Here is a 17,806-nt window from a genome sequence, read left to right as displayed (position 1 = left end):
AACTGACCATTCAGTCAAGAATGTTTGGATATCGATTTCGCGAGGGCCGAACCGCGACGGCGACGGCCGCTTACTCCTCGAGTTCGAGGTCGAACTGCTCGTGTTCGCTGGCGGCGTTGAGCACGACGCTGGTGTTGGACTCCTTGATCTCGGGGTCGGTCAGCAGCTCCTTGATCTGGGCGTTCATGCCGTCGGTGTCGGAGAACTTCCCGACCGCGATGATGTCGTAGTCGCCGGTGACCTCGTAGACGGAGATCATCTGTTTGTGTTCTCGGAGCGACTCCGTGACCTCGGGCAGCGAGGAGCCCTCGACCTTGAGCTGGACGATGGCGGTCACGTCGTAGCCCAGTTCGTCGTAGTCGACTTTCGGCGTGTACCCCTGGATGATGCCCTGGTCTTCCAGATCTGAGAGGTGGTTGGAGACGGTGGTGACCGAGACGTCGAGGTCCTCGGCGAGGCTCCGCAGGCTGGCCCGCCCGTCGCCCAGAAGTTCATTCACTAGCTTCCGGTCCAAATTTTCGTACGTCATTACATCGTGGAACGATCCCCAGGGATTAGAATTTTACGAATATACAATTCCTTCCCGTAGGCCCGGAAGCTTTGCGCAAAGCAGCAGGATTTTAGTGATAGCAGTGTTCCTCTCGGGTGTCCAAAAATGACAAGCGAACTCTCGGCGGAAGCACAAGACGTACTGGAAGAGATCGAAGAGAAGAACGTCGACTTCCTGCGCCTGCAGTTTACAGACATTCTGGGGACGATCAAGAACGTCTCCGTGCCGGCCGATCAGGCAGAGAAGGCCTTCACCGAGGGCATCTACTTCGACGGCTCCTCGATCAACGGCTTCGTCCGCATCCAGGAGTCGGACATGCGCCTGGACCCTGACCCGGAGACGTTCTCCGTGCTCCCGTGGCGCAACGACGACGAGAGTGCCGCGGCGCGCCTCATCTGTGACGTCATCGACACCTCGACTGGCGAGCCCTTCGCTGGCGACCCGCGTGGCGTCCTCAAGCGCGCCATCCAGCGCGCCGAGGAGATGGGGTACACGGTCAACGCGGCCCCCGAGCCGGAGTTCTTCCTGTTCGAGGAAGACGAAGAGGGACGTGCGACGACCAAGACCAACGACGCCGGTGGCTACTTCGACCTCGCGCCCAAGGACCTCGCGTCCGACGTGCGCCGTGACATCATCTTCGGCCTCGAAGAGATGGGCTTCGACATCGAAGCCTCCCACCACGAGGTCGCCGAGGGCCAGCACGAGATCAACTTCACCTACGACGACGCGCTGAGCACGGCCGACAACGTCGCCACGTTCCGTGCGGTCGTCCGCGCCATCGCGGCCGAACACGACCTGCACGCGACGTTCATGCCCAAGCCGATCCCGAAGATCAACGGCTCGGGGATGCACACGCACTTCTCGCTGTTCGAAGACGGCGAGAACGCGTTCCACGACGAAGACGACGAGTTCGACCTCTCGGAGACGGCAAAGCAGTTCACCGCCGGCATCCTCGAACACGCCGAGGCCATCGCCGCGGTGTCGAACCCGACGGTCAACTCCTACAAGCGACTCGTCCCGGGCTACGAGGCACCCGTCTACGTCGCCTGGTCCGACCGCAACCGCTCGGCGCTGATCCGCAAGCCCGCGGCCCGCACGCCCGCGGCCAGCCGGATCGAGGCCCGCTTCCCCGACCCGTCCTGTAACCCGTATCTCGCCTTCGCGGCGCTCATCCACGCCGGGCTGGACGGCATCGAGAAGGAACTGGACTGTGACGACCCCGTCCGCGAGAACATCTACGAGTTCGACGAGGCAAAGCGCGAGGAGTACGGCATCACCACGCTGCCGTCGAACCTCGGCGAGGCCATCGACGCACTCGAAGACGACGAGGTCGTCCAGGACGCGCTGGGCCAGCACGTCTACGAGAACTTCGTCGACGCCAAGACCCAGGAGTACGACGAGTTCCGCGTCGACGTCTCCGACTGGGAGCTCGACCGCTACCTCGAGAAGTTCTGATACGACCGACTGTACATCTGTGAACGATTTCGCCACCTCGGGGTGGCGAAGATCGTCACGAAGGTACAGCCGGCAGTATGAGGCCACGGCACCCAGTCGTCTCGTCGACCGTCGCTTCGGACGGGCCGGCGAGAGCAAGCACAGGCCCGCGACGACCGCCGACTACGCGCCTTTTTTATCGACGCCGTGACCGACCAGCGGTGCCGCCACGGTGACGACGCCGCCGACCAGTCCACCCGCCAGCGCGAGCGGGACCGACGGGGCCAGCAGGCCGGTCACCGCGAGCGCCGGCCCCGCGACCGCGAGGCCGAGGAGCGTGGCGAGGACACCGCCACGACGGGTATCCGAAAGCGCCAGGAGGCGATCGCCAGCGATCAGCCAGGCCGCCGTCCCGCCGACACACAACCCGACAGTGGCGACCAGTTCCGGATGGAGACCCACGACCGTGAGGCCGAGCAGCGCCACTGCCGTCGCGAGACCGAAGGCCCGCCGAGGCGTCCCCAGGACACCGACCACGACGAGGAGATACGCGAGACCCAGCCCCGCCCCGGCGAGTACGTCGACGAGGTAGTGGACGCCGAGCGCGAGCCGAGAGAGGGAGACGAGCGCGACGAGGCCGGCGGCGAGCGCGGCGCGTCGCCGGAGGGGACCCACGCGGACGGCCCACGCGAGCCCGCCGAAGACGACTGTCGTCCCCAGCGCGTGGCCGCTGGGGAAGCCGAAGCCGTCGCCGGTCGCCAGCCACGCGTACACCCCCTCCAGGGCCGCCGGGACGAGCGCGGCCTGGGGAGCCACGCCCGCGTCCGGCGGCCGGGCCAGGCCGAACAGCGGCTTGAGCGTCGTGAGCAACGCGACGGTCCCGAACAGGAGCGCCACGACCGTCGCCGCCCGCTCGCGGTCGACGCCCGCGCCGACCTGTGGCGTGGACCGACCGAACCAGTAGAGCAGCCCCACGACGACTGTGAGAAACCAGAGGTCACCGAGCTGGGTCACCACGGCGAAGGGAACGACCGCGGGACCGAGGGCCTCGCCGAGCCACTCGGTGACGCCGATGGCGCGCACGGTCAGCCCCGCAGCCGATCGAGCAGGCGTCGCGGGATGCCCGCGGCACCGATCCCCAGACCGGTGACGAGCATCACGACGTAGAGCCCGAGCGTCGAGAGCCAGATCACGATCATCGCCAGCACGGCCCACAGACCCTGGTCTTGGAGGTAGTAGAAGGCACCGAGGGTCATGGCGGTGCCGTACAGCAAGACGAGATACGGCCCCCAGCCACGGGCGTGGCCCCGCCGGAGTTCGCGGCGAACGTACCGGCGGAGGTCGTCTTTGACCTCGTCGCGATGGAGCGTCCGGTCCTCGACGTCCTCGCGGAACGACTCCAGTTCGGCGCGCAGTTCGTCGAGTTCTTCCTGTGTCGGATTGTCCCGCCGCGCGGGATCGTCGGGCGGGGGCGTCTCGCCGCCGCTGCCAGCCGCGTGGCGCTCGCTCGACGGCGTGCTGTCGGCGTCGTCCCCGTCACCCGCGTCCGGTGGGGGCGTCTCCCCGTCGTCGGCTGTCATCGTTGGACCGATGTGGGCGGCGGCCTGTTGTAGCTGCCGGTCCAGATTCTCGTGGCCGCCGGCCCGGGAGGCGGAACCCATATTGTGGGGGCCCTCCTTCGGCCGGACATGCAACGCGTGTTCGACGAGCGAGCGATGGAGGCGACCGCGCTCTTGCTCGTCGCCAGCGTGCTCCTGATCGGAGCCAGCCTCGCCGGCATCGGCGGTGGCGTCCCACTGGTGGCGGTACTGACGCTGATCGCTGTCACGCTCGCCGCGGGCAGAGAGCGCCTCCCCCGGCCCGGCCGGCGACTCGGCCAGGACCTCGACCGCTACGTTCGAGACCTCTGGATCGGGCCGGCACTGGCAGCGGCCGCGAGCGCGTTCGTCTTCGGGGCGACGCCCGCGGAGATCCAGACGGTCGGCGGCCTGCTCGGGTTCGTCGGCATGGTCAACTACTTCCTCCGGCCGGTGTACCACGCCGGCTACTCGCTCGTGATGCGATTCGTCGAGACGCTGGCCTAGAAGGAGTCGACCGTGGCGTCCCTGATTTCGGTCACGTCGGCGGCGGTCTTGAACGTCGTGCCGCCGTAGTGGGTCCGAGAGGCGTCGTGTCCGGCCGCCCGCAGCGCGTCCAGAAAGTCGTCCATCGCGGGCGCGCCGACGCCCCAGCGCTTGCACAGGCGGTGCTGGTCGTAGTGAGTCGGCGTCGGGAGTTCCGCAGCGAGCGTCGCCAGCAGCTCGGCGGCCTGCTCGGCCGTCCCCATGTCCTCGGTGAGGTACTCGCTCACGGCCGCGGCGAAGTCGGGCTCGCAGGTCCCACCCAGCCAGAGCGGGCCGGCGGTCTGGAGGTGCTGGCCGCAGTTCGGGCAGGCGTCGGGCGCGTCGGCGTGGAGCCCCGCCTCGTGGGTCCGGTAGAGACACTGCTGGCAGTGGTAGACGTGGCCGATCTCGTCGAGGGCGCGGTTGGCCACGGTCGCGCCGTGGTCCAGTTCGAGGTACGTCCGGGCGTAGTGCTTGGTCGCGTGGCTGAGGATCGGGCGAGCGGCCACGTCGTAGCGGGCGGCGGTCCGGACCATCGCACCGAGCAGGATCCGCATCCCCATCTCGGCGTGGTACTCCGTGTTTCGGGGAACGGCGCTGTAGCTCCTGACGCCGCTCTCGAAGTGTGCGCCACAGAGCGGTGCGGTGTCGGTCGCGGTCACGCAGACGAGATCGCGGGTCCCCTGAAAGGCGGCGTCGGCGAAGGGAATCGGCGTCCCGAAGGGGTCGATGTCGACCACGTCCCAGGGATCGCTGTGCATCGCGACGTTGGCGTCCTCGTGGCGGACCGTCCCCGAGAGGTCGTTGCGGTCGAGGTTCCGTTCACAGAGGGCAACGGCGTCGGGATCCACGTCACACAACGTCGCCTCCCAGCCGTCGGCGGCGGCCCGGACGCCGCGGACGCCACTGGCCGCCGTCGCGTCGAGATAGTGCTCGGCGCGGGGCTCGCGCTCGCGGAAGGCCCGCAGCGTGGCGATCGTCAGGTCGCGGTTCAGCTCCTGAACGGGGTTGAAAAAGACGTTCTCGCCCTTGCCGGCGTCGGCCTGCTCCGGTACCTCGACGGTGACCTGCCCCTCTGTGACGCGCATACCGCTACTGGAAGGCGGGGAGCGAAAAGCGCCACGCATCGGGCGCTCACCGACGGTGTTTTCACCCGTCTCACGCAAGTGGGGCCAATGAGCGCGGTCGAAGAGTGGGTGTCGATGCTCGAAGCCGCGGGAGAGCTGACCCCCGACGCCGTCGACCGCATCGTCTCGGTCCACGGTGACCGCGGCCAGCAGGCCATCGAAGCCGTCGGCGAGCAGCGGGTCAAGGCCTACCGGGACTTCACGATCGTCGTCGGCCACGACGACGAGTACGTCGTCGAAGGCGGCGGCTGTACCTGCGCCGACAGCGAGTACAACCTCGACGCCACCGACCCCGAGCAGCTGTGCTGGCACGCGATCGCGGTCCGGATCGCCGAGGCCATCGAGGCCACCGACGACCACGACATGTGGTACTCCGACGTGCGCGATTTCCTCTGAGACGGACGGTTGTAGCGATGTGCCGGTGAGCGTCTACCCCGTGGCGACGCGCACCGGTACGCGACGACAGCTTTCCGTACGAACCGAGAGCCGAACGACCAGCACCGGTAAGTGACTCGCTGTCCTCCTATCTGTAGATGATCGCCGGCAGCTGGATCGTCGTCGCGTCGCTGGCCTCGGGGGTCGGGACCCTGACCCTGCTGGGCCGACTCTGGCGCTACCGCGAGAAGCCGGGCGCGAAGTGGTTCCTGCTGTCGCTGGCCTGCCAGGCGCTGTGGAGCGTCAGCTACGCCGTCTCCCTGCTGGTGTTCGACGAGACTGTGCGGCTGGCCCTGGAGGTGCTTGGCTGGGCGCTGCTGGCCGGGATCGCGGTGTACTTTCTCGCGTTCGCGCTGGCCTACACCGGACGGGGCCACCTCGTGGAGACGCCGTGGTACCGCGCCCTGTTGACGCTGCCGGCCGTCGCCGTCGTCTTGCTCGGCACCAACCCCTGGCACGGGCTCGTCTGGGACGAGTTCTCCGTCGTCGCGGTAGCCGGACTGGCGGGAACGGCCTACGAACTGCGGCTGTGGGCGGTGGTGGTCGCCACCGGCGGCGTCCTGATCGCGCTGCTCGGGAGTCTGGTGTTGTTCGACACCGTCGCCAGCTACGGGCGACTCTACCGCCGAGAGGCGATCGCCGTCGGCGTGAGCACGGTGCCGCCCCTGTCGGCGGTCGTCGTCTGGCTCTACGAGATCGGCCCGGTCCCCGAGTTGAACTTCGCGACGGTGCTTTTCTTGCCCCACATCGCGCTCGACGCCTACGCGTTCGTCCGCAGCGACATGTTCGAGTTCCACCCCGCGACCCGCCGAGAGGGCGAACGGGCGGCCATCGAAGACCTCGGGAACCCCGTCGTCGTCGTCGACGAACACGACCGGATCGTGACGCTCAACGCCGCGGCCGAGTCGGTGCTTGGCGTCGAGAAAGCGCAGGCGCTGACGGAGCCACTGGCCGCGTTTCTGACAGACGAGAGGTTCGCAGGCCCCGACGAGACGGACCGCGTGACCGTCGACACGGACGGTCGGCGACGAACCTACAGCCTCGCGACGACGCCCCTGACCGCCAGCGGTGACCGGCTCGGCTCGACGGTCGTTCTGCAGGACATCACCGAGGAGATCCAGCGCGAGCAGCGACTCCAGGTGCTCAACCGCGTCGTCCGGCACAACCTCCGCAACGACATGACGGTCGTCCGCGGGTTCGCCGAGGCCGCGAACGAGGCGACCGACGACACCGAAGTCTCGGAGCTGCTCGACACCGTGGAGGGGAAGGCCGACGACCTCGTCGATCTGGGCGAGAAGGCCCGTGCCATCGAAGGAATCCTCGGTGCCGATCGGCGAGCGACCACCGTCGAACTCGCCGCGCTGCTTTCCGACGCCGTCGACGACGTGGACGCCGACGTGCCCATCGCCACGGACGTGCCCGACGTGACCGTGACGGTCGACGCCGACACGCTCCGGGTGCTGTGTGTCGCGCTCGTGGAAAACGCCGTGGAGCATGGCTCCACGAGCCCCGACTCCCACAGTCGCCAGGACGCCGCGGAACATGGCTCCACGAGCCCCGACTCCCATACTCGTCGGGACGCCGCCACCGCCCAGCCGGACGAGACGAGCGACGAGAGAACACCAGTCCGGGTCACCGCGACGGTCCGAGACGGCGGCGTCGAGATCGCCATCGCGGACGACGGTCCGGGACTCCCGGAACACGAACGCGACGTGCTGGCGGCGGGCGAGGAGACGGATCTCGAACACTCGACGGGACTGGGGCTGTGGCTGGCCTCGTGGGCGACCCGCCGGCTCGGCGGGGACCTCGACTTCGAGGTCGACGACGGCACGACGGCGCGGCTGTGGGTCCCGGTCGAGGAAGACGGCGAGCAGTCGGCGGCCTGAGCTACTGGCAGGTTCTCGGCGACGATCTGTCCCCCAACTTTTGCGGGACATGATTCACCATGGCGAATGGTGATCCGGCTGGCAGAGCGAATGACGGTATGGACGATGAGGCGTACCTGGCGTTGGCCGACGAGCAGCGACGAGGGGTCCTCCTGGCACTCCTCGACGAACCGACGGTCGACATCGACGTACTGATCGGCGACCGAGCCGAGCCACTGAGACAGATCAGTCTCCACCACCAGCATCTCCCCCTGCTAGAGCAGATGGGATACGCAGAGTGGAACAAAGATGCGGAGCGCGTCTCTCGGGGACCGCAGTTCGAGACGATCCAACCGCTGGTCGAGTTCCACGGCGACGAGGTCGAGGCGTGGAGCGATCGCGAGACAGCACCGACCGATTCGGTGACCGTCGACTGACAGCGCCGGTCGTCTACTCGCCGTCGTCCTCGGTCAGTAGCGTGTGTTCGGTCAGCGTGATGATCGCCCGGCGGAGTCGCTCGGTCGTCGCCTGGTCGGAGATGCCCAGCCGGCCGCCAAGCTCTTTCGTCGAGATGCGCCGTGGAATCGAGTAGTACCCTTCCGAGACTGCCGTCGACAGAGCCTCACGCTGGGCGTGAGAGAGCCCGTAGTAGGGGCCGCTCTCGGGTTTGGTCGGGTTGTAGATGCGACGAACGTCGAGGTCGATATCGGCGTCGTCACAGTGCTCTTTGAACGTCGAGAGGTGCTCGTGGTCCGGAAAGCGCAGTTCGAACTCCCAGATGTCGGTGTGGCCCGTCGCCTCCAGCAGTTGGGCGTCGGCCTCGGCAAAAGCGGCGAAGAGCTCGTCGCTGTCAGTTCGCCAGCGAAACGCGTAGAGGACGCGGTGCTCGTGGACCTCGACCTCGCGCAGACGCTCGACGGCGTGGTGTTCCCGGACCGCCTCCTCGAAGACATCGCGGTCGTGGTCGTGGACCCAGAAGAACGGGACCGTCTGTTGGCCCATCGGCACCATCGTCTCGAGCACGACCGAGACCGGCTGTTCCATCGCGAGAATGCGCCCGAGCTCGAACTTCGTCGCGGGAACCCGCAGATCAGCAATGACGCTCATTATTGGAGTGACACGGGGACGCGCAAAGAGTTGTAGGCTGGATTGAATGTCATGTCGGAATTACATGCATGGCATACCATGGTGTTCTCGGGGGTTTTTAAAGCTGGCACGGCTTGACCCTGTACGGACAACCGTGTGCAGATCCCACGATTCGGGAGTCCCGAATCAGTTGGATCGTATCTGCAGACAGTCCGAGGATTATTATGACACGAGACAATCCATATCAAGGAGACGTTACGACCGACGCGGAGTTTCAGGCCGCACTCACAGCACTGCTGCAGCGAGCCCACGACAACGATCTCACTGTCGGGCGACCGTGGCTCTGTCGAACCAGTGACAGCGGGCCAGACTGGGAAGCGACGATCGTCGAACTCGACGGGGCCCCCGGGTGACCGACCACGCACTGGCTGGGTCGCCCAGCACCGGCGGGCAGCCGCTCTCGACTGTCGTGCTGGAGGCGATCGCCCGCTATCGCGGCGTCTCGGCCCTCGATCTGGAGTTCGTCCTGTACGACGAGATACACACCGAAGCGCTGGACCAGCTTGGTCGCCACGACGGCGAGTGGCAGCTCACGATCACAGTCGACGGCCACACGGTCACCGTCGACCACGACCGGTTCATCACGGTCGACGGAGAATCGGCCTGACCACTTGGTGAACGGCCACGCCGACGGCGCGGCCGGACGCGGCGACGCTACTCTGCGCAGATGTCCACGTAGTTGCGCAAGATCCGGAGTCCCGTCTCTCCCGACTTTTCGGGGTGGAACTGAGTGCCGAAGACGTTACCGGCCTCGTTGGCGACGATGCTGGCGAAGTCGGTCCCGTAGTCGGTCGTCGCGACGACGGCGTCGTCGTCGTCCGGTTCGGCGTAGTACGAGTGTACGAAGTATGCGTACTCGCCATCCACACCGTCCACGAGCGGGTGATCGCGCTGGACGTTGAGCTCGTTCCAGCCCATATGCGGGACGGTCTGGTCGGTCCGAAAGCGGACGTTCTTTCCCGGCACCAGATCGAGCCCCTCGGCGTCGCCCTGGCCCTCGTGGTCGGCCTCTTCGCTCGTCGTCAGGAGCATCTGCATCCCGAGACAGATGCCAAAGAGCGGCGTCCCGGCCTCGGCCTCCTCGACCAGTGCCTCGCGGAACGGACCGGCGTTGTCCATCCCTTCGCTGAACGCGCCGACGCCCGGCAGAACGATACCGTCGGCCGCGGCGAACTCGGCGGGGTCCGCCGAGAGAGTCACGTCCGCACCGGCCCGTTCGAGCCCGCGGGTGACACTCCGGAGGTTCCCCAGCCCGTAGTCGACGACGACCACCTCGGCGGCGGTCTGTTTCGTGGCCATACGTAGCCTTCGCGAGACGCTCCTAAGTCGCTTCCTGTTCCGTCGAACCTTGCGCCTCCACTACTCGCGGTTCCGCTCGTCACCGCTCGCATATCGAGGGCCAGCCACAGACGAACAGTCGTACGTGCTCGCCAGTGATCGCCAGCCGCGTTGGCGATCACTGGCAGACGGCTACAACTGTCCGTCTCACTTCGTTCGACACCGCTGCTCGCGGTTCCGCTCGTCACCGCTCGCATATCGAGGGCCAGCCACAGACGAACAGTCGTACGTGCTCGCCAGTGATCGCCAGCCGCGTTGGCGATCACTGGCAGACGGCTACAACTGTCCGTCTCACTTCGTTCGACACCGCTGCTCGCGGTTCCGCTCGTCACCGCTCGCATATCGAGGGCCAGCCCTCACTTCGTTCGACGCCGCTGCTCGCGGTTCCGCTCGTCACCGCTCGCATATCGAGGGCCAGCCCTCACTTCGTTCGGGCTGCCCCTCGCTAGAAATCACCGAGCCGCCGTTGCCCACTGTCCTCGTCCGTGTAGTCGGCGGCCGTCGCGATGGCGTCGGTGAAGGTGTCTGCCTGACTCCGGTCGTACAGCGTCGCCGCTGGATGGACCGAGACCAGCAGTTCGCGGCGCTGGCCGCCGATCTCGGGGTCGAACACGTCGCCGGCCTCGCTCGTGACGGCCACGTCCCGTTCCAGCAGGTGCTCGGCCGGCACCTTCCCCAGGGTCACGATCAGCTCCGGGTCGACCAGTTCGATCTCGCGTTCGAGATAGGGGCGGCAGTTGGCCAGCTCCGCCTGCCGGGGGTCGCGGTTGTCGGGCGGGCGACAGCGCACGCAGTTGGTGATGCGTACGTCGCCCCGATCGAGTCCCGCCTCGCGCAGGGCGTCGTCCAGTACGTCGCCGCTGCGACCGACGAACGGCTCCCCGTCGGCGTCTTCCTGCGCGCCGGGGGCCTCGCCGACGAACAGGAGGTCTGCCTCCGGCGGTCCGGTCCCGTCGACGATCCGAGACCGGGAGTCGACGAGGTCGCCACAGCGCTCACAGTCGATCACCTGCAGCCCGTCCATCTGCTCCATACTCGGCCCTGTGGCGGGACGGACAAAAGCGCTCGTCGTTCATACTGCTGGCTGTACCTTCGTGACGATCTTCGCCACCCCGGGGTGGCGAAATCGTTCACAGATGTACAGCCGGTCGTATCAGACGCCCGCCACAGCGAGCGCGGCGGCGGCGATGGCCACGAGGAAGCCGGCCACGACGAGCACGAGCCAGGACTGACCGCCCTCGGGCGGGACGAGGACCGCCCGCTCGGGGTCGTCGGCGTCGTAGTGGACGGTCACCTCGGCGTCCTCGTGGAACTCGCCGAGCAACACGGTGGCGCCGCGGCGCGAGAGCGGGTCGGTGTTGGCCCGCACGCGGTCGTGTCGGTAGGTCACGCCGTCGACCACGTACTCGTAGCTGACCGCGGGCGTGTAGTCCCCACGCCGGGCGCTCGTCTCGGCGTCGAGGTCCGACTCGACGACCGTGCCGGTCGTCGTCGCGTCGTAGGGATCGCGTCGCGCCCGTCGAAAGTATCGGGCCAGTCCGTAGCCAGCGACGGCCAGGCCAGTCGTAAAGGCCGCCAGCAACGGGAGCGAGACCATACGATCGTCTCAACCGGGATGGTCGTATGACTACCGGTCGGTGAACGCGGAGAGAAGAGCCGATCAGGCCGAGCGGGGTTCGCTGGCCTTCGGTCGGAGCTTCTTGTAGCCACACTTGCGGCACTTCTCTGTTCGGGCCGGGTTGCGAGCGTTACACCGCATGCAGATCTGCTTGTTGAGGAGCCGCTCGGACGCTTCTTCGAACTTAGCCATACGCGTCCATTCCCGTCGGCGCGGTTAAGCGTTTCCGAATCGGCTCGCTTTCGGTCTCGACGACGGCCGCGCGTATCAGACCAGCCCGAAGATGTTGTTGAACGCGAACCCGAGCACTCCAGCGAAGGCGAAGTGGAGAGCAACGAGGGGCATGGCAGAGCGCCACTTGAGGCGGTAGACGTAGCTGATCGAGAACAGATCGGTCGCGAGCGTGGCGGCGACGGTCACCAGGACGAGCAGGCCCGTGCCGGTGTACTGCTGGAGGAGCAGGGAGACGACCGCCGGTGCGATCGCCGCGTAGGCGGCCCGCTGGCTCGGGACGTCGCCGATGAAGAACACGGCCGCCAGGTGGAGGGTCACGCCGTAGAACAGCCAGGTCACGAGCAGCGTCACGGCGATCGCTACCAGCCCGCCGCCAGCGATACCCGTCTGCAGGAGGCCGAACATAGCCGACGGTACGGCTGGCCCGCTAAAGGATGCATCGAAGGCGTGCCGGCCAGAGAGAAGACGAGAGGCGTCGTCGCGCTATTCCAGCAGGCCGAGGTCTTCGAGTCGGGAGACGATCTTGTCGACGGCCTCCTTGGCGTCGTCGGGCTCTTTCCCACCCGTGATGACGAGTTTCCCCGAACCGAAGAGCAGGGCGACCACGTCGGGATCGTCGAGCCGATAGACGAGGCCGGGGAACTGCTCGGGCTCGTACTCGATGTTCTCCAGCCCCAGCCCGATCGCGATCGCGTTGAGGTTCAGCGTCCGACCGAGGTCGGCCGACGTGACGATGTTCTGGACGACGATCTCCGGGTCGTCGTCGACCTGGATGTTCAGATCGCGGAGCTTGTCGAAGACGATGCGCAGACTCTGGTGGACGTCGTCGGTGCTTTTCGCACCGGTACAGACGATCTTCCCCGATCGGAAGATCAGCGCTGCCGACTTGGGGTCCTGGGTCCGATAGACCAGCCCCGGGAACTGCTCGGGATCGTAGTCCGCCCCTTCCAGGTCCATCGCCACGCTCTGGAGGTCGAGTTCTTGCCCAATGCCAGTCGAGGCGACGACGTTTTCGATATTGATGGTTTCCTTGGGGTCAACCATGTCTCGACTTAAAACACGTATTTAAGACTTATAAAGGTTGATGGCATGGACTGACAGATCTCACACTGGAGCGAGCACACGGCCGTCTCGTCGTCGCTCCGAGAGCGAACGGATCGGCACCCTGAAACCCCACTGGCACCCACCGTCGGGCGTGTACGTCCTCGAACTCGCCGGCCAGGACGATCGCTTCGCAGCCAGGGAAGCGGCCAGCGCGGCGACCGACGTGAGCCTCCGCGCGCCCGGACTGGCGACCGCACGGGGGATCACCGACCGCGTGCGCACCCTGGCGTTCACCCGGCGGGCCAGCGAACTGCTCGCCACCTGCGAGCCGACCGTCGACAGCGCCAGCGTGACCCTCGACGCCGCGAACGTCGACCGCACCGGCAGCGTCGCCGTCCGCGCGGTCGACGTGCGATCGACGACCGGGATCGACACCGAGCGCGCCGAGCGCGAGCTCGGACAACGACTGGTCGAACGGGGCTTTACCGTCGACCTCGACGATCCGGACCACGAGCTCCGGGCGCTCTTCTCGGCGGGCCACCAGCAGGCCACCGACGCCAGCGAAGTCGCCGCCGACGCCGACGGCGTCTGTGCGCTCGCGTGGCTGGAGAGCGCCTCAGTCCGGGACTACGGCGAGCGCGCGCCGATGGATCGCCCCTTCACCCAGCCCGGCAGTATGGATCCGATGGAAGCCCGCGCAATCGTCAACATCGCCGGTGCGCGGGCGGGCCGGCGCGTCGTCGACCCGATGTGTGGCACCGGCGGCATCCTCATCGAGGCCGGCCTGACGGGTGCCGACGTGGTCGGGACCGACGCACAGGAAAAGATGGTCCGGGGCGCGCGCGAGAACCTCGACGCCTTCCTCGACGACTTCGCCGTCGCCCGTGCCGACGCCACCGCCCTCCCGCTCCGGGACGACGCCGCCGACGCCGTCGTCTTCGACGCCCCCTACGGCCGCCAGTCCAAGATCGAGGGCGAACTGGACGCCGTCGTTTCGGGTGCGCTCACGGAGGCCAAGCGGATCGCCCCGCGGGCCGTGCTGGTCGCGGACCGCTCGTGGGAAGACGCCGCCGAGGCGGCCGGCTGGACCGTCGAGGACCGCTTCGAGCGTCGAGTGCATCGCTCGCTCGTTCGCCACGTCCACGTGCTGGTCTGATTCGGTCCGGCGGCCGAAAATAGTGAGGCGACCGTCAGATCCTTCTGCGTTCGCGTGTTACAGACTATCACACATGCCACTCTGGTCGACACCACACGACGACGGCGACCACGTCTACGAGTGTCGCCGCTGTGATCGGCGCGTCCAGACGGAACACGCACCCCAGGAGTGCGAGGCGTGTGGCGGGGCGATGCGGGCCGTCCACGCGGCGAACGCAGAATAGCGACGGCAGTCAGGACAGCGCCGCGAGCAGTTCGTCGGCCGGCCCGTCCATCCGTCCGATGAGGTCCCGGCAGCGCTCGCGAGCGGCCGCGTCGGCGGTCACCAGCACCATCCCCTCGTCTGGCTGGCCGTAGACGACGGTCGCGCCTTCCGGGACCGCGAGCACGGCCGGCAGCGCCGCCAGGTCCTCCTCGCCGTCGACCCGGATCAGCGTCGTCCCGTCCTCGCCGAGCCCCCTGCTGAGCGCGCCGATCAGGGAGCCGGTGATCGTCCCCGCCGGGTTGTCGACGGTCCGGCAGTGGTCGAACCCGCCGACGGCGTCTCGAACTTCCGGATCGACCGCGGCGCGCTTGGTGCGATCGTCGACGAACGCGACCGCTGGCGTGTAGCCGGCCTCCAGCAGGTGGTAGGTGACGATGTCGCCGACGGCGACGATCGGCTCGGCGGCGGCCGTCAGCAGTTCGTCGGCGTCGGTGTAGATCGGACCCAGCGGCTCTTTGAGTTCGTGGCGAAGCGACGACGGGAGGTCGAGGCGGAGCGAAGACACGTTAGCGGACTTTCAGTGCGTACTGGCCGGGCTCGGTTACTTCCATCTCCGCGGCGATCTCGGAGGTCTCGGGGTGGGCGATGACGACGTAGCCGGCCCAGTCTTCGGTCAGCGACGTCGAGCCACAGATCTCGCAGGACTCTTCGGCTTCCGAAGGCTGGACGCGGTGACAGTCACGACAGACGAGGCGATCAGCCATCAGCTATCACCGGCTTCCGCCTCGGCGGCGCGTTTCTCCCGTTCCTCCTGGAGCCAGCCGTGCTTGCCCAGACCGACCTGCTTGGCCGTGAGGCCGATCTTGGAGTCGCGGGGGTTGCGCTCGTCGATGCTCTTGGTCACGATGCGTGCGCGGACGGCGTCGCCGGTCCCCAGGGTCCGGTTGGACTCGCGGGAGGCGAGTGCCTGTCCCTCCTCGTCGTAGGCCAGATACTCGTCGCTGATCTGGGAGACGTGGAGCAGGCCGTCGACCGGCCCGATGCCGACGAAGGCACCGAAGTTGACCACTTCGACGACCTCGCCGTCGACGACTTCCTGCATCTGTGGGTCGAAGGTGAGCGCGTCGAACTCGGCCTCGTAGTAGACGCCGGGCTTGTTCGGGAGGACCGCGCCCTCGCCGATGTCCTTGACGTCGATGACGGAGACGACCGAACCCACGTCTTCGTCCATTCGTCCTTCGAGCTTGTCCTGCAGGAGCTTCTTGACCAGATCCGGAGACACGTCTGCGAGGTGCCGCGGAGGCACTTCGACCGTGTCGCGGAGTCGAACCCGTTTGTACATGTTATGGTTGAGTAATGGCGAGTTTGTTCCGGCCCCTTAAACTAATTACTGGAACGCCACGGTCCAGCAACCGTCGTTTGAGGGGTGCGTCGTTCGTCACGGCGTGTGTCACGTCGTCGTCGCCGGCCAGTTCGACCATCGCGTCGTCCGCGTAGTCGGCCGCCGCCTCCCGGACCGAACAGCGGTCCGCGAGATCCCGGCCCACGCTGGCCGCGGTCGCTTCCGCCCCCGCGCCCACCGAGAGTTTGTCGAGTTCGGCGAGGACGGACCGAGGGACGAGACAGTCGGTCTCGTCGAATCCGAGGCGATCGAGTTCCGCGAACAGACGGACGTTGCATTCGACCGGCATCATGAGTGCGTTCGTGTCCAGGAGGATCATTCCCGGAGCGTGCCGACGCCGATGAGCCGCCATCGGGCACCGACACGTCGGTTGATCGCGATCTTCGCGCCGGCCTCGGCACAGACCGGCCGCTTGAGTGCGACTTCGCACTCGCCGCCGCGAGCACTCGTGACCGAGCCGACCGTCGTCGCGGTCCCGATCGTCAACATGAGCGGTTCGCCGGTCGAGATCGCTTCGACCTCGCCGCCGTCCTCGCCGACGATGCGTTCGAGCAGATCGACATCCATCTCGAAGCGCTCGTGGGTCGGCGGGAGCGTGCCGGGCGGTCCGGCCACGCGACCGGCCAGCGCGTCACCTTTCGTGATCGACGGATCGAGTCCGGTGCCGACACCCAGCAGTCCGCCGGGGGTGGCGGCGTCGACCGACTCGCCGCCGGCCTGGAGCGATCGCACGTCGGTCGTCACCGGCTGCCACTCGCTCTGGCCGCCTTCCTCGACCTCGCGGCCGGGACGGAGTTCGATCTCGTCGTCGGCTTCGAGCTGGCCGTCGACCAGCGAACCACCGAGGACGCCGCCCTTGAGGTTCTCCCAGGTCGTTCCCGGACGGTTGATGTCGAAGCTCCGTGCGACGAGCATCCGTGCGTCGGCGTCAGGGTCACGCTCCGGCGTCGGGATCTCGCGTTCGATCGCGTCGATGAGCAGGTCGAGGTTCACTTCCTGGCCCGCGCTGATCGGGACGATCGGTGCGTCTTCGGCGACGGTGCCGGAGACGAACTCCTTGATCTGCTCGTAGTTGTCCTGGGCACGCTCGCGGTCGACCAGGTCGACCTTGTTCTGAGCGATGACGATGTTGTCGATGCCGATGATGTCCAGTGCCATCAGGTGCTCTTCGGTCTGTGCCTGTGGCACGTCCTCGGTCGCGGAGACGACGAGGACGGCACCGTCCATGATGGCGGCACCCGACAGCATCGTCGCCATCAGCGTCTCGTGACCCGGCGCGTCGACGAACGAGACCGTTCGCAACGGTTCGGTGTCGACGTCGTGTTCTTCACAGTGCTCGGCCGCGGTGAACGCGTCGGGTTCGTCGGCATCGGGACAGCGACGGAACGTGGCGTCTGCGTAGCCCAGACGGATAGAGATACCACGTTTCATCTCCTCGGAGTGCTGGTCCGTCCATTCGCCTGAGAGAGCCTGGACCAGCGTCGTCTTTCCGTGGTCGACGTGGCCGACGAGTCCGATGTTCACCTCCGGTTGGTTGTGCGATGTCATCTCGGGAGTAATCTTGGTAGTGGTTCGCCCCCTGCGAGTGATAAACCTACTGTTTCGGCCACACAACGGTCGCTTGGGAGCACGACGCACGATTCGACCGGACGTGGCTGTCAGACGGAGTCGGTGGCCGTGCGCCGACGGATGTGTGTCGCCATCGCCGCGTACTGTTTGGTCGAGAACTGCTTGTGGACGTAGTCGACGTCCGCGTCGCGTGCCTCGATCATCAACTCGGCGTCGCCGTCGCTCGTATAGAGGATGCGAACGGCGTCGGGGAGCCGCTCGCGGACGCGTTCGAGGAAGGTCAGCCCGTCCATCTGTGGCATGTGGTAGTCACTGACCACGCAGTCGAAGCGGTCGTCCAGCGCGTCGAGCCCCTGGCCGACGCTGGTCGCCGTCGCTACGTCGAGGTCGTCGCCGGTCCGTTCGAGATAGGTCCCGACCAGCTCTGCCATCTGTGGCTCGTCGTCGACCACCAGTACGTCGATCGCGCTCGCGTTCCCACCGCCGTCACCCACGGGTGCCATCTCCCCCCATCTATTCTCCGCCACGGTATAAAATACCATGCTGCGTGGAGCGGTCGCCGCGCCGTTTTTGACCGTCGCC

General features: G+C 67.0%; 26 protein-coding genes. 9 read left to right on the top strand and 17 right to left on the bottom strand.

Going from position 1 to position 17,806, the window contains the following annotated elements:
- Positions 1 to 70: 70 nt before the first annotated feature.
- Positions 71 to 529 carry an HTH-type transcriptional regulator Lrp gene (gene lrp, locus AC5FRZ_RS01930; protein WP_170093149.1) on the bottom strand — a complete coding sequence of 153 codons (459 nt, stop codon included), beginning with the start codon at positions 527 to 529 and terminating at the stop codon, positions 71 to 73.
- Between the two features lie 126 nt (positions 530 to 655).
- On the opposite strand from lrp, the gene glnA reads away from it, so the two are divergent.
- On the top strand, positions 656 to 2,005 hold the full coding sequence (gene glnA, locus AC5FRZ_RS01925) for a type I glutamate--ammonia ligase (protein ID WP_153554785.1): 1,350 nt from the start codon (positions 656 to 658) through the stop codon (positions 2,003 to 2,005).
- A gap of 162 nt (positions 2,006 to 2,167) precedes the next feature.
- Here the strand turns inward: glnA and AC5FRZ_RS01920 are convergent, their stop codons facing one another.
- Positions 2,168 to 3,067, bottom strand: coding sequence for a phosphatase PAP2 family protein (locus AC5FRZ_RS01920; protein ID WP_493563725.1), 900 nt, complete (start codon positions 3,065 to 3,067; stop codon positions 2,168 to 2,170).
- Between the two features lie 2 nt (positions 3,068 to 3,069).
- Entirely contained in the window at positions 3,070 to 3,645 is a 576-nt protein-coding gene (locus AC5FRZ_RS01915; RefSeq protein ID WP_170093146.1) for a ribonuclease BN, read from the bottom strand.
- 27 nt (positions 3,646 to 3,672) lie between these two features.
- Here AC5FRZ_RS01915 and AC5FRZ_RS01910 point away from each other — a divergent pair, with 27 nt between their 5' ends.
- Positions 3,673 to 4,068, top strand: a complete 396-nt coding sequence (locus AC5FRZ_RS01910; RefSeq protein ID WP_493563724.1) for a hypothetical protein — start codon at positions 3,673 to 3,675, stop codon at positions 4,066 to 4,068.
- Here AC5FRZ_RS01910 and AC5FRZ_RS01905 read toward each other — a convergent pair.
- Entirely contained in the window at positions 4,065 to 5,174 is a 1,110-nt protein-coding gene (locus tag AC5FRZ_RS01905) for a tRNA (guanine(26)-N(2))-dimethyltransferase (RefSeq protein ID WP_372479851.1), read from the bottom strand. The two genes, AC5FRZ_RS01910 and AC5FRZ_RS01905, sit on opposite strands and share 4 nt — an antisense overlap.
- A gap of 87 nt (positions 5,175 to 5,261) precedes the next feature.
- Between AC5FRZ_RS01905 and AC5FRZ_RS01900 the strand changes: the two genes are divergently transcribed.
- From AC5FRZ_RS01900 to AC5FRZ_RS01890, 3 genes are all read left to right on the top strand, one after another.
- Positions 5,262 to 5,609 carry a hypothetical protein gene (locus AC5FRZ_RS01900; RefSeq protein WP_493563723.1) on the top strand — a complete coding sequence of 116 codons (348 nt, stop codon included), beginning with the start codon at positions 5,262 to 5,264 and terminating at the stop codon, positions 5,607 to 5,609.
- A gap of 137 nt (positions 5,610 to 5,746) precedes the next feature.
- A complete protein-coding gene (locus tag AC5FRZ_RS01895) occupies positions 5,747 to 7,534 on the top strand; it encodes a histidine kinase N-terminal 7TM domain-containing protein (RefSeq protein WP_493563722.1) in 1,788 nt (595 codons plus the stop codon).
- A gap of 98 nt (positions 7,535 to 7,632) precedes the next feature.
- On the top strand, positions 7,633 to 7,950 hold the full coding sequence (locus AC5FRZ_RS01890) for an ArsR family transcriptional regulator (protein ID WP_493563721.1): 318 nt from the start codon (positions 7,633 to 7,635) through the stop codon (positions 7,948 to 7,950).
- A 13-nt stretch (positions 7,951 to 7,963) separates the two neighbouring features.
- On the opposite strand, the gene AC5FRZ_RS01885 is transcribed toward AC5FRZ_RS01890, so the two are convergent.
- Positions 7,964 to 8,620 carry a helix-turn-helix domain-containing protein gene (locus AC5FRZ_RS01885; RefSeq protein WP_493563720.1) on the bottom strand — a complete coding sequence of 219 codons (657 nt, stop codon included), beginning with the start codon at positions 8,618 to 8,620 and terminating at the stop codon, positions 7,964 to 7,966.
- A 203-nt stretch (positions 8,621 to 8,823) separates the two neighbouring features.
- On the opposite strand from AC5FRZ_RS01885, the gene AC5FRZ_RS01880 reads away from it, so the two are divergent.
- Together AC5FRZ_RS01880 and AC5FRZ_RS01875 are read left to right on the top strand one after the other, a co-directional pair.
- The gene (locus AC5FRZ_RS01880; RefSeq protein WP_372479855.1) at positions 8,824 to 9,012 is read left to right on the top strand and encodes a hypothetical protein; all 189 of its coding nucleotides are present in this window, start codon (positions 8,824 to 8,826) and stop codon (positions 9,010 to 9,012) included.
- Positions 9,009 to 9,266: a HalOD1 output domain-containing protein gene (locus tag AC5FRZ_RS01875; protein WP_493563719.1), complete on the top strand. Its 258-nt coding sequence runs from the start codon at positions 9,009 to 9,011 to the stop codon at positions 9,264 to 9,266. Before AC5FRZ_RS01880 ends, AC5FRZ_RS01875 begins: the two co-directional genes overlap by 4 nt.
- 47 nt (positions 9,267 to 9,313) lie before the next feature.
- On the opposite strand, the gene hisH is transcribed toward AC5FRZ_RS01875, so the two are convergent.
- The 6 genes from hisH to AC5FRZ_RS01845 form a co-directional block, all read right to left on the bottom strand.
- Positions 9,314 to 9,958: an imidazole glycerol phosphate synthase subunit HisH gene (gene hisH / locus AC5FRZ_RS01870; RefSeq protein ID WP_493563718.1), complete on the bottom strand. Its 645-nt coding sequence runs from the start codon at positions 9,956 to 9,958 to the stop codon at positions 9,314 to 9,316.
- A gap of 484 nt (positions 9,959 to 10,442) precedes the next feature.
- Positions 10,443 to 11,030 (bottom strand): uracil-DNA glycosylase, encoded by a 588-nt coding sequence (locus AC5FRZ_RS01865; protein WP_372479858.1) that lies wholly within the window; start codon positions 11,028 to 11,030, stop codon positions 10,443 to 10,445.
- Positions 11,031 to 11,150: 120 nt separating this feature from the next.
- Positions 11,151 to 11,594 (bottom strand): DUF3592 domain-containing protein, encoded by a 444-nt coding sequence (locus AC5FRZ_RS01860; RefSeq protein ID WP_493563717.1) that lies wholly within the window; start codon positions 11,592 to 11,594, stop codon positions 11,151 to 11,153.
- 63 nt (positions 11,595 to 11,657) lie between these two features.
- Entirely contained in the window at positions 11,658 to 11,807 is a 150-nt protein-coding gene (locus AC5FRZ_RS01855; RefSeq protein ID WP_015761698.1) for a 50S ribosomal protein L40e, read from the bottom strand.
- Positions 11,808 to 11,882: 75 nt separating this feature from the next.
- On the bottom strand, positions 11,883 to 12,254 hold the full coding sequence (locus tag AC5FRZ_RS01850; RefSeq protein ID WP_372479860.1) for a DUF7473 family protein: 372 nt from the start codon (positions 12,252 to 12,254) through the stop codon (positions 11,883 to 11,885).
- 78 nt (positions 12,255 to 12,332) lie between these two features.
- On the bottom strand, positions 12,333 to 12,893 hold the full coding sequence (locus AC5FRZ_RS01845; protein ID WP_015761700.1) for a TATA-box-binding protein: 561 nt from the start codon (positions 12,891 to 12,893) through the stop codon (positions 12,333 to 12,335).
- Between the two features lie 151 nt (positions 12,894 to 13,044).
- On the opposite strand from AC5FRZ_RS01845, the gene AC5FRZ_RS01840 reads away from it, so the two are divergent.
- Entirely contained in the window at positions 13,045 to 14,049 is a 1,005-nt protein-coding gene (locus tag AC5FRZ_RS01840; protein ID WP_493565069.1) for a methyltransferase domain-containing protein, read from the top strand.
- 73 nt (positions 14,050 to 14,122) lie between these two features.
- Positions 14,123 to 14,272: a rubrerythrin-like domain-containing protein gene (locus tag AC5FRZ_RS01835; RefSeq protein ID WP_153554800.1), complete on the top strand. Its 150-nt coding sequence runs from the start codon at positions 14,123 to 14,125 to the stop codon at positions 14,270 to 14,272.
- A 9-nt stretch (positions 14,273 to 14,281) separates the two neighbouring features.
- On the opposite strand, the gene AC5FRZ_RS01830 is transcribed toward AC5FRZ_RS01835, so the two are convergent.
- The 6 genes from AC5FRZ_RS01830 to AC5FRZ_RS01805 all read right to left on the bottom strand — a co-directional run bounded on the left by AC5FRZ_RS01830 (position 14,282) and on the right by AC5FRZ_RS01805 (position 17,727).
- Positions 14,282 to 14,818, bottom strand: a complete 537-nt coding sequence (locus tag AC5FRZ_RS01830; protein ID WP_493563716.1) for a GTP-dependent dephospho-CoA kinase family protein — start codon at positions 14,816 to 14,818, stop codon at positions 14,282 to 14,284.
- 1 nt (position 14,819) lies between these two features.
- Entirely contained in the window at positions 14,820 to 15,017 is a 198-nt protein-coding gene (gene spt4 / locus AC5FRZ_RS01825; protein ID WP_206039116.1) for a transcription elongation factor subunit Spt4, read from the bottom strand.
- The gene (locus tag AC5FRZ_RS01820; RefSeq protein WP_153554802.1) at positions 15,017 to 15,595 is read right to left on the bottom strand and encodes a DNA-directed RNA polymerase; all 579 of its coding nucleotides are present in this window, start codon (positions 15,593 to 15,595) and stop codon (positions 15,017 to 15,019) included. Before AC5FRZ_RS01820 ends, spt4 begins: the two co-directional genes overlap by 1 nt.
- 1 nt (position 15,596) lies before the next feature.
- Positions 15,597 to 15,974: a PIN domain-containing protein gene (locus AC5FRZ_RS01815; RefSeq protein WP_153554803.1), complete on the bottom strand. Its 378-nt coding sequence runs from the start codon at positions 15,972 to 15,974 to the stop codon at positions 15,597 to 15,599.
- On the bottom strand, positions 15,971 to 17,203 hold the full coding sequence (locus tag AC5FRZ_RS01810; protein ID WP_153554804.1) for a translation initiation factor IF-2 subunit gamma: 1,233 nt from the start codon (positions 17,201 to 17,203) through the stop codon (positions 15,971 to 15,973). The genes AC5FRZ_RS01815 and AC5FRZ_RS01810 overlap by 4 nt, the downstream gene beginning before the upstream one ends.
- Before the next feature lie 110 nt (positions 17,204 to 17,313).
- Entirely contained in the window at positions 17,314 to 17,727 is a 414-nt protein-coding gene (locus AC5FRZ_RS01805; RefSeq protein WP_170093137.1) for a response regulator, read from the bottom strand.
- Positions 17,728 to 17,806 lie beyond the last annotated feature (79 nt).

The sequence above is a fragment of the Halomicrobium sp. HArcht1-1 genome (assembly GCF_058933285.1).
This window is presented reverse-complemented; position numbering and strand designations above follow the sequence as displayed.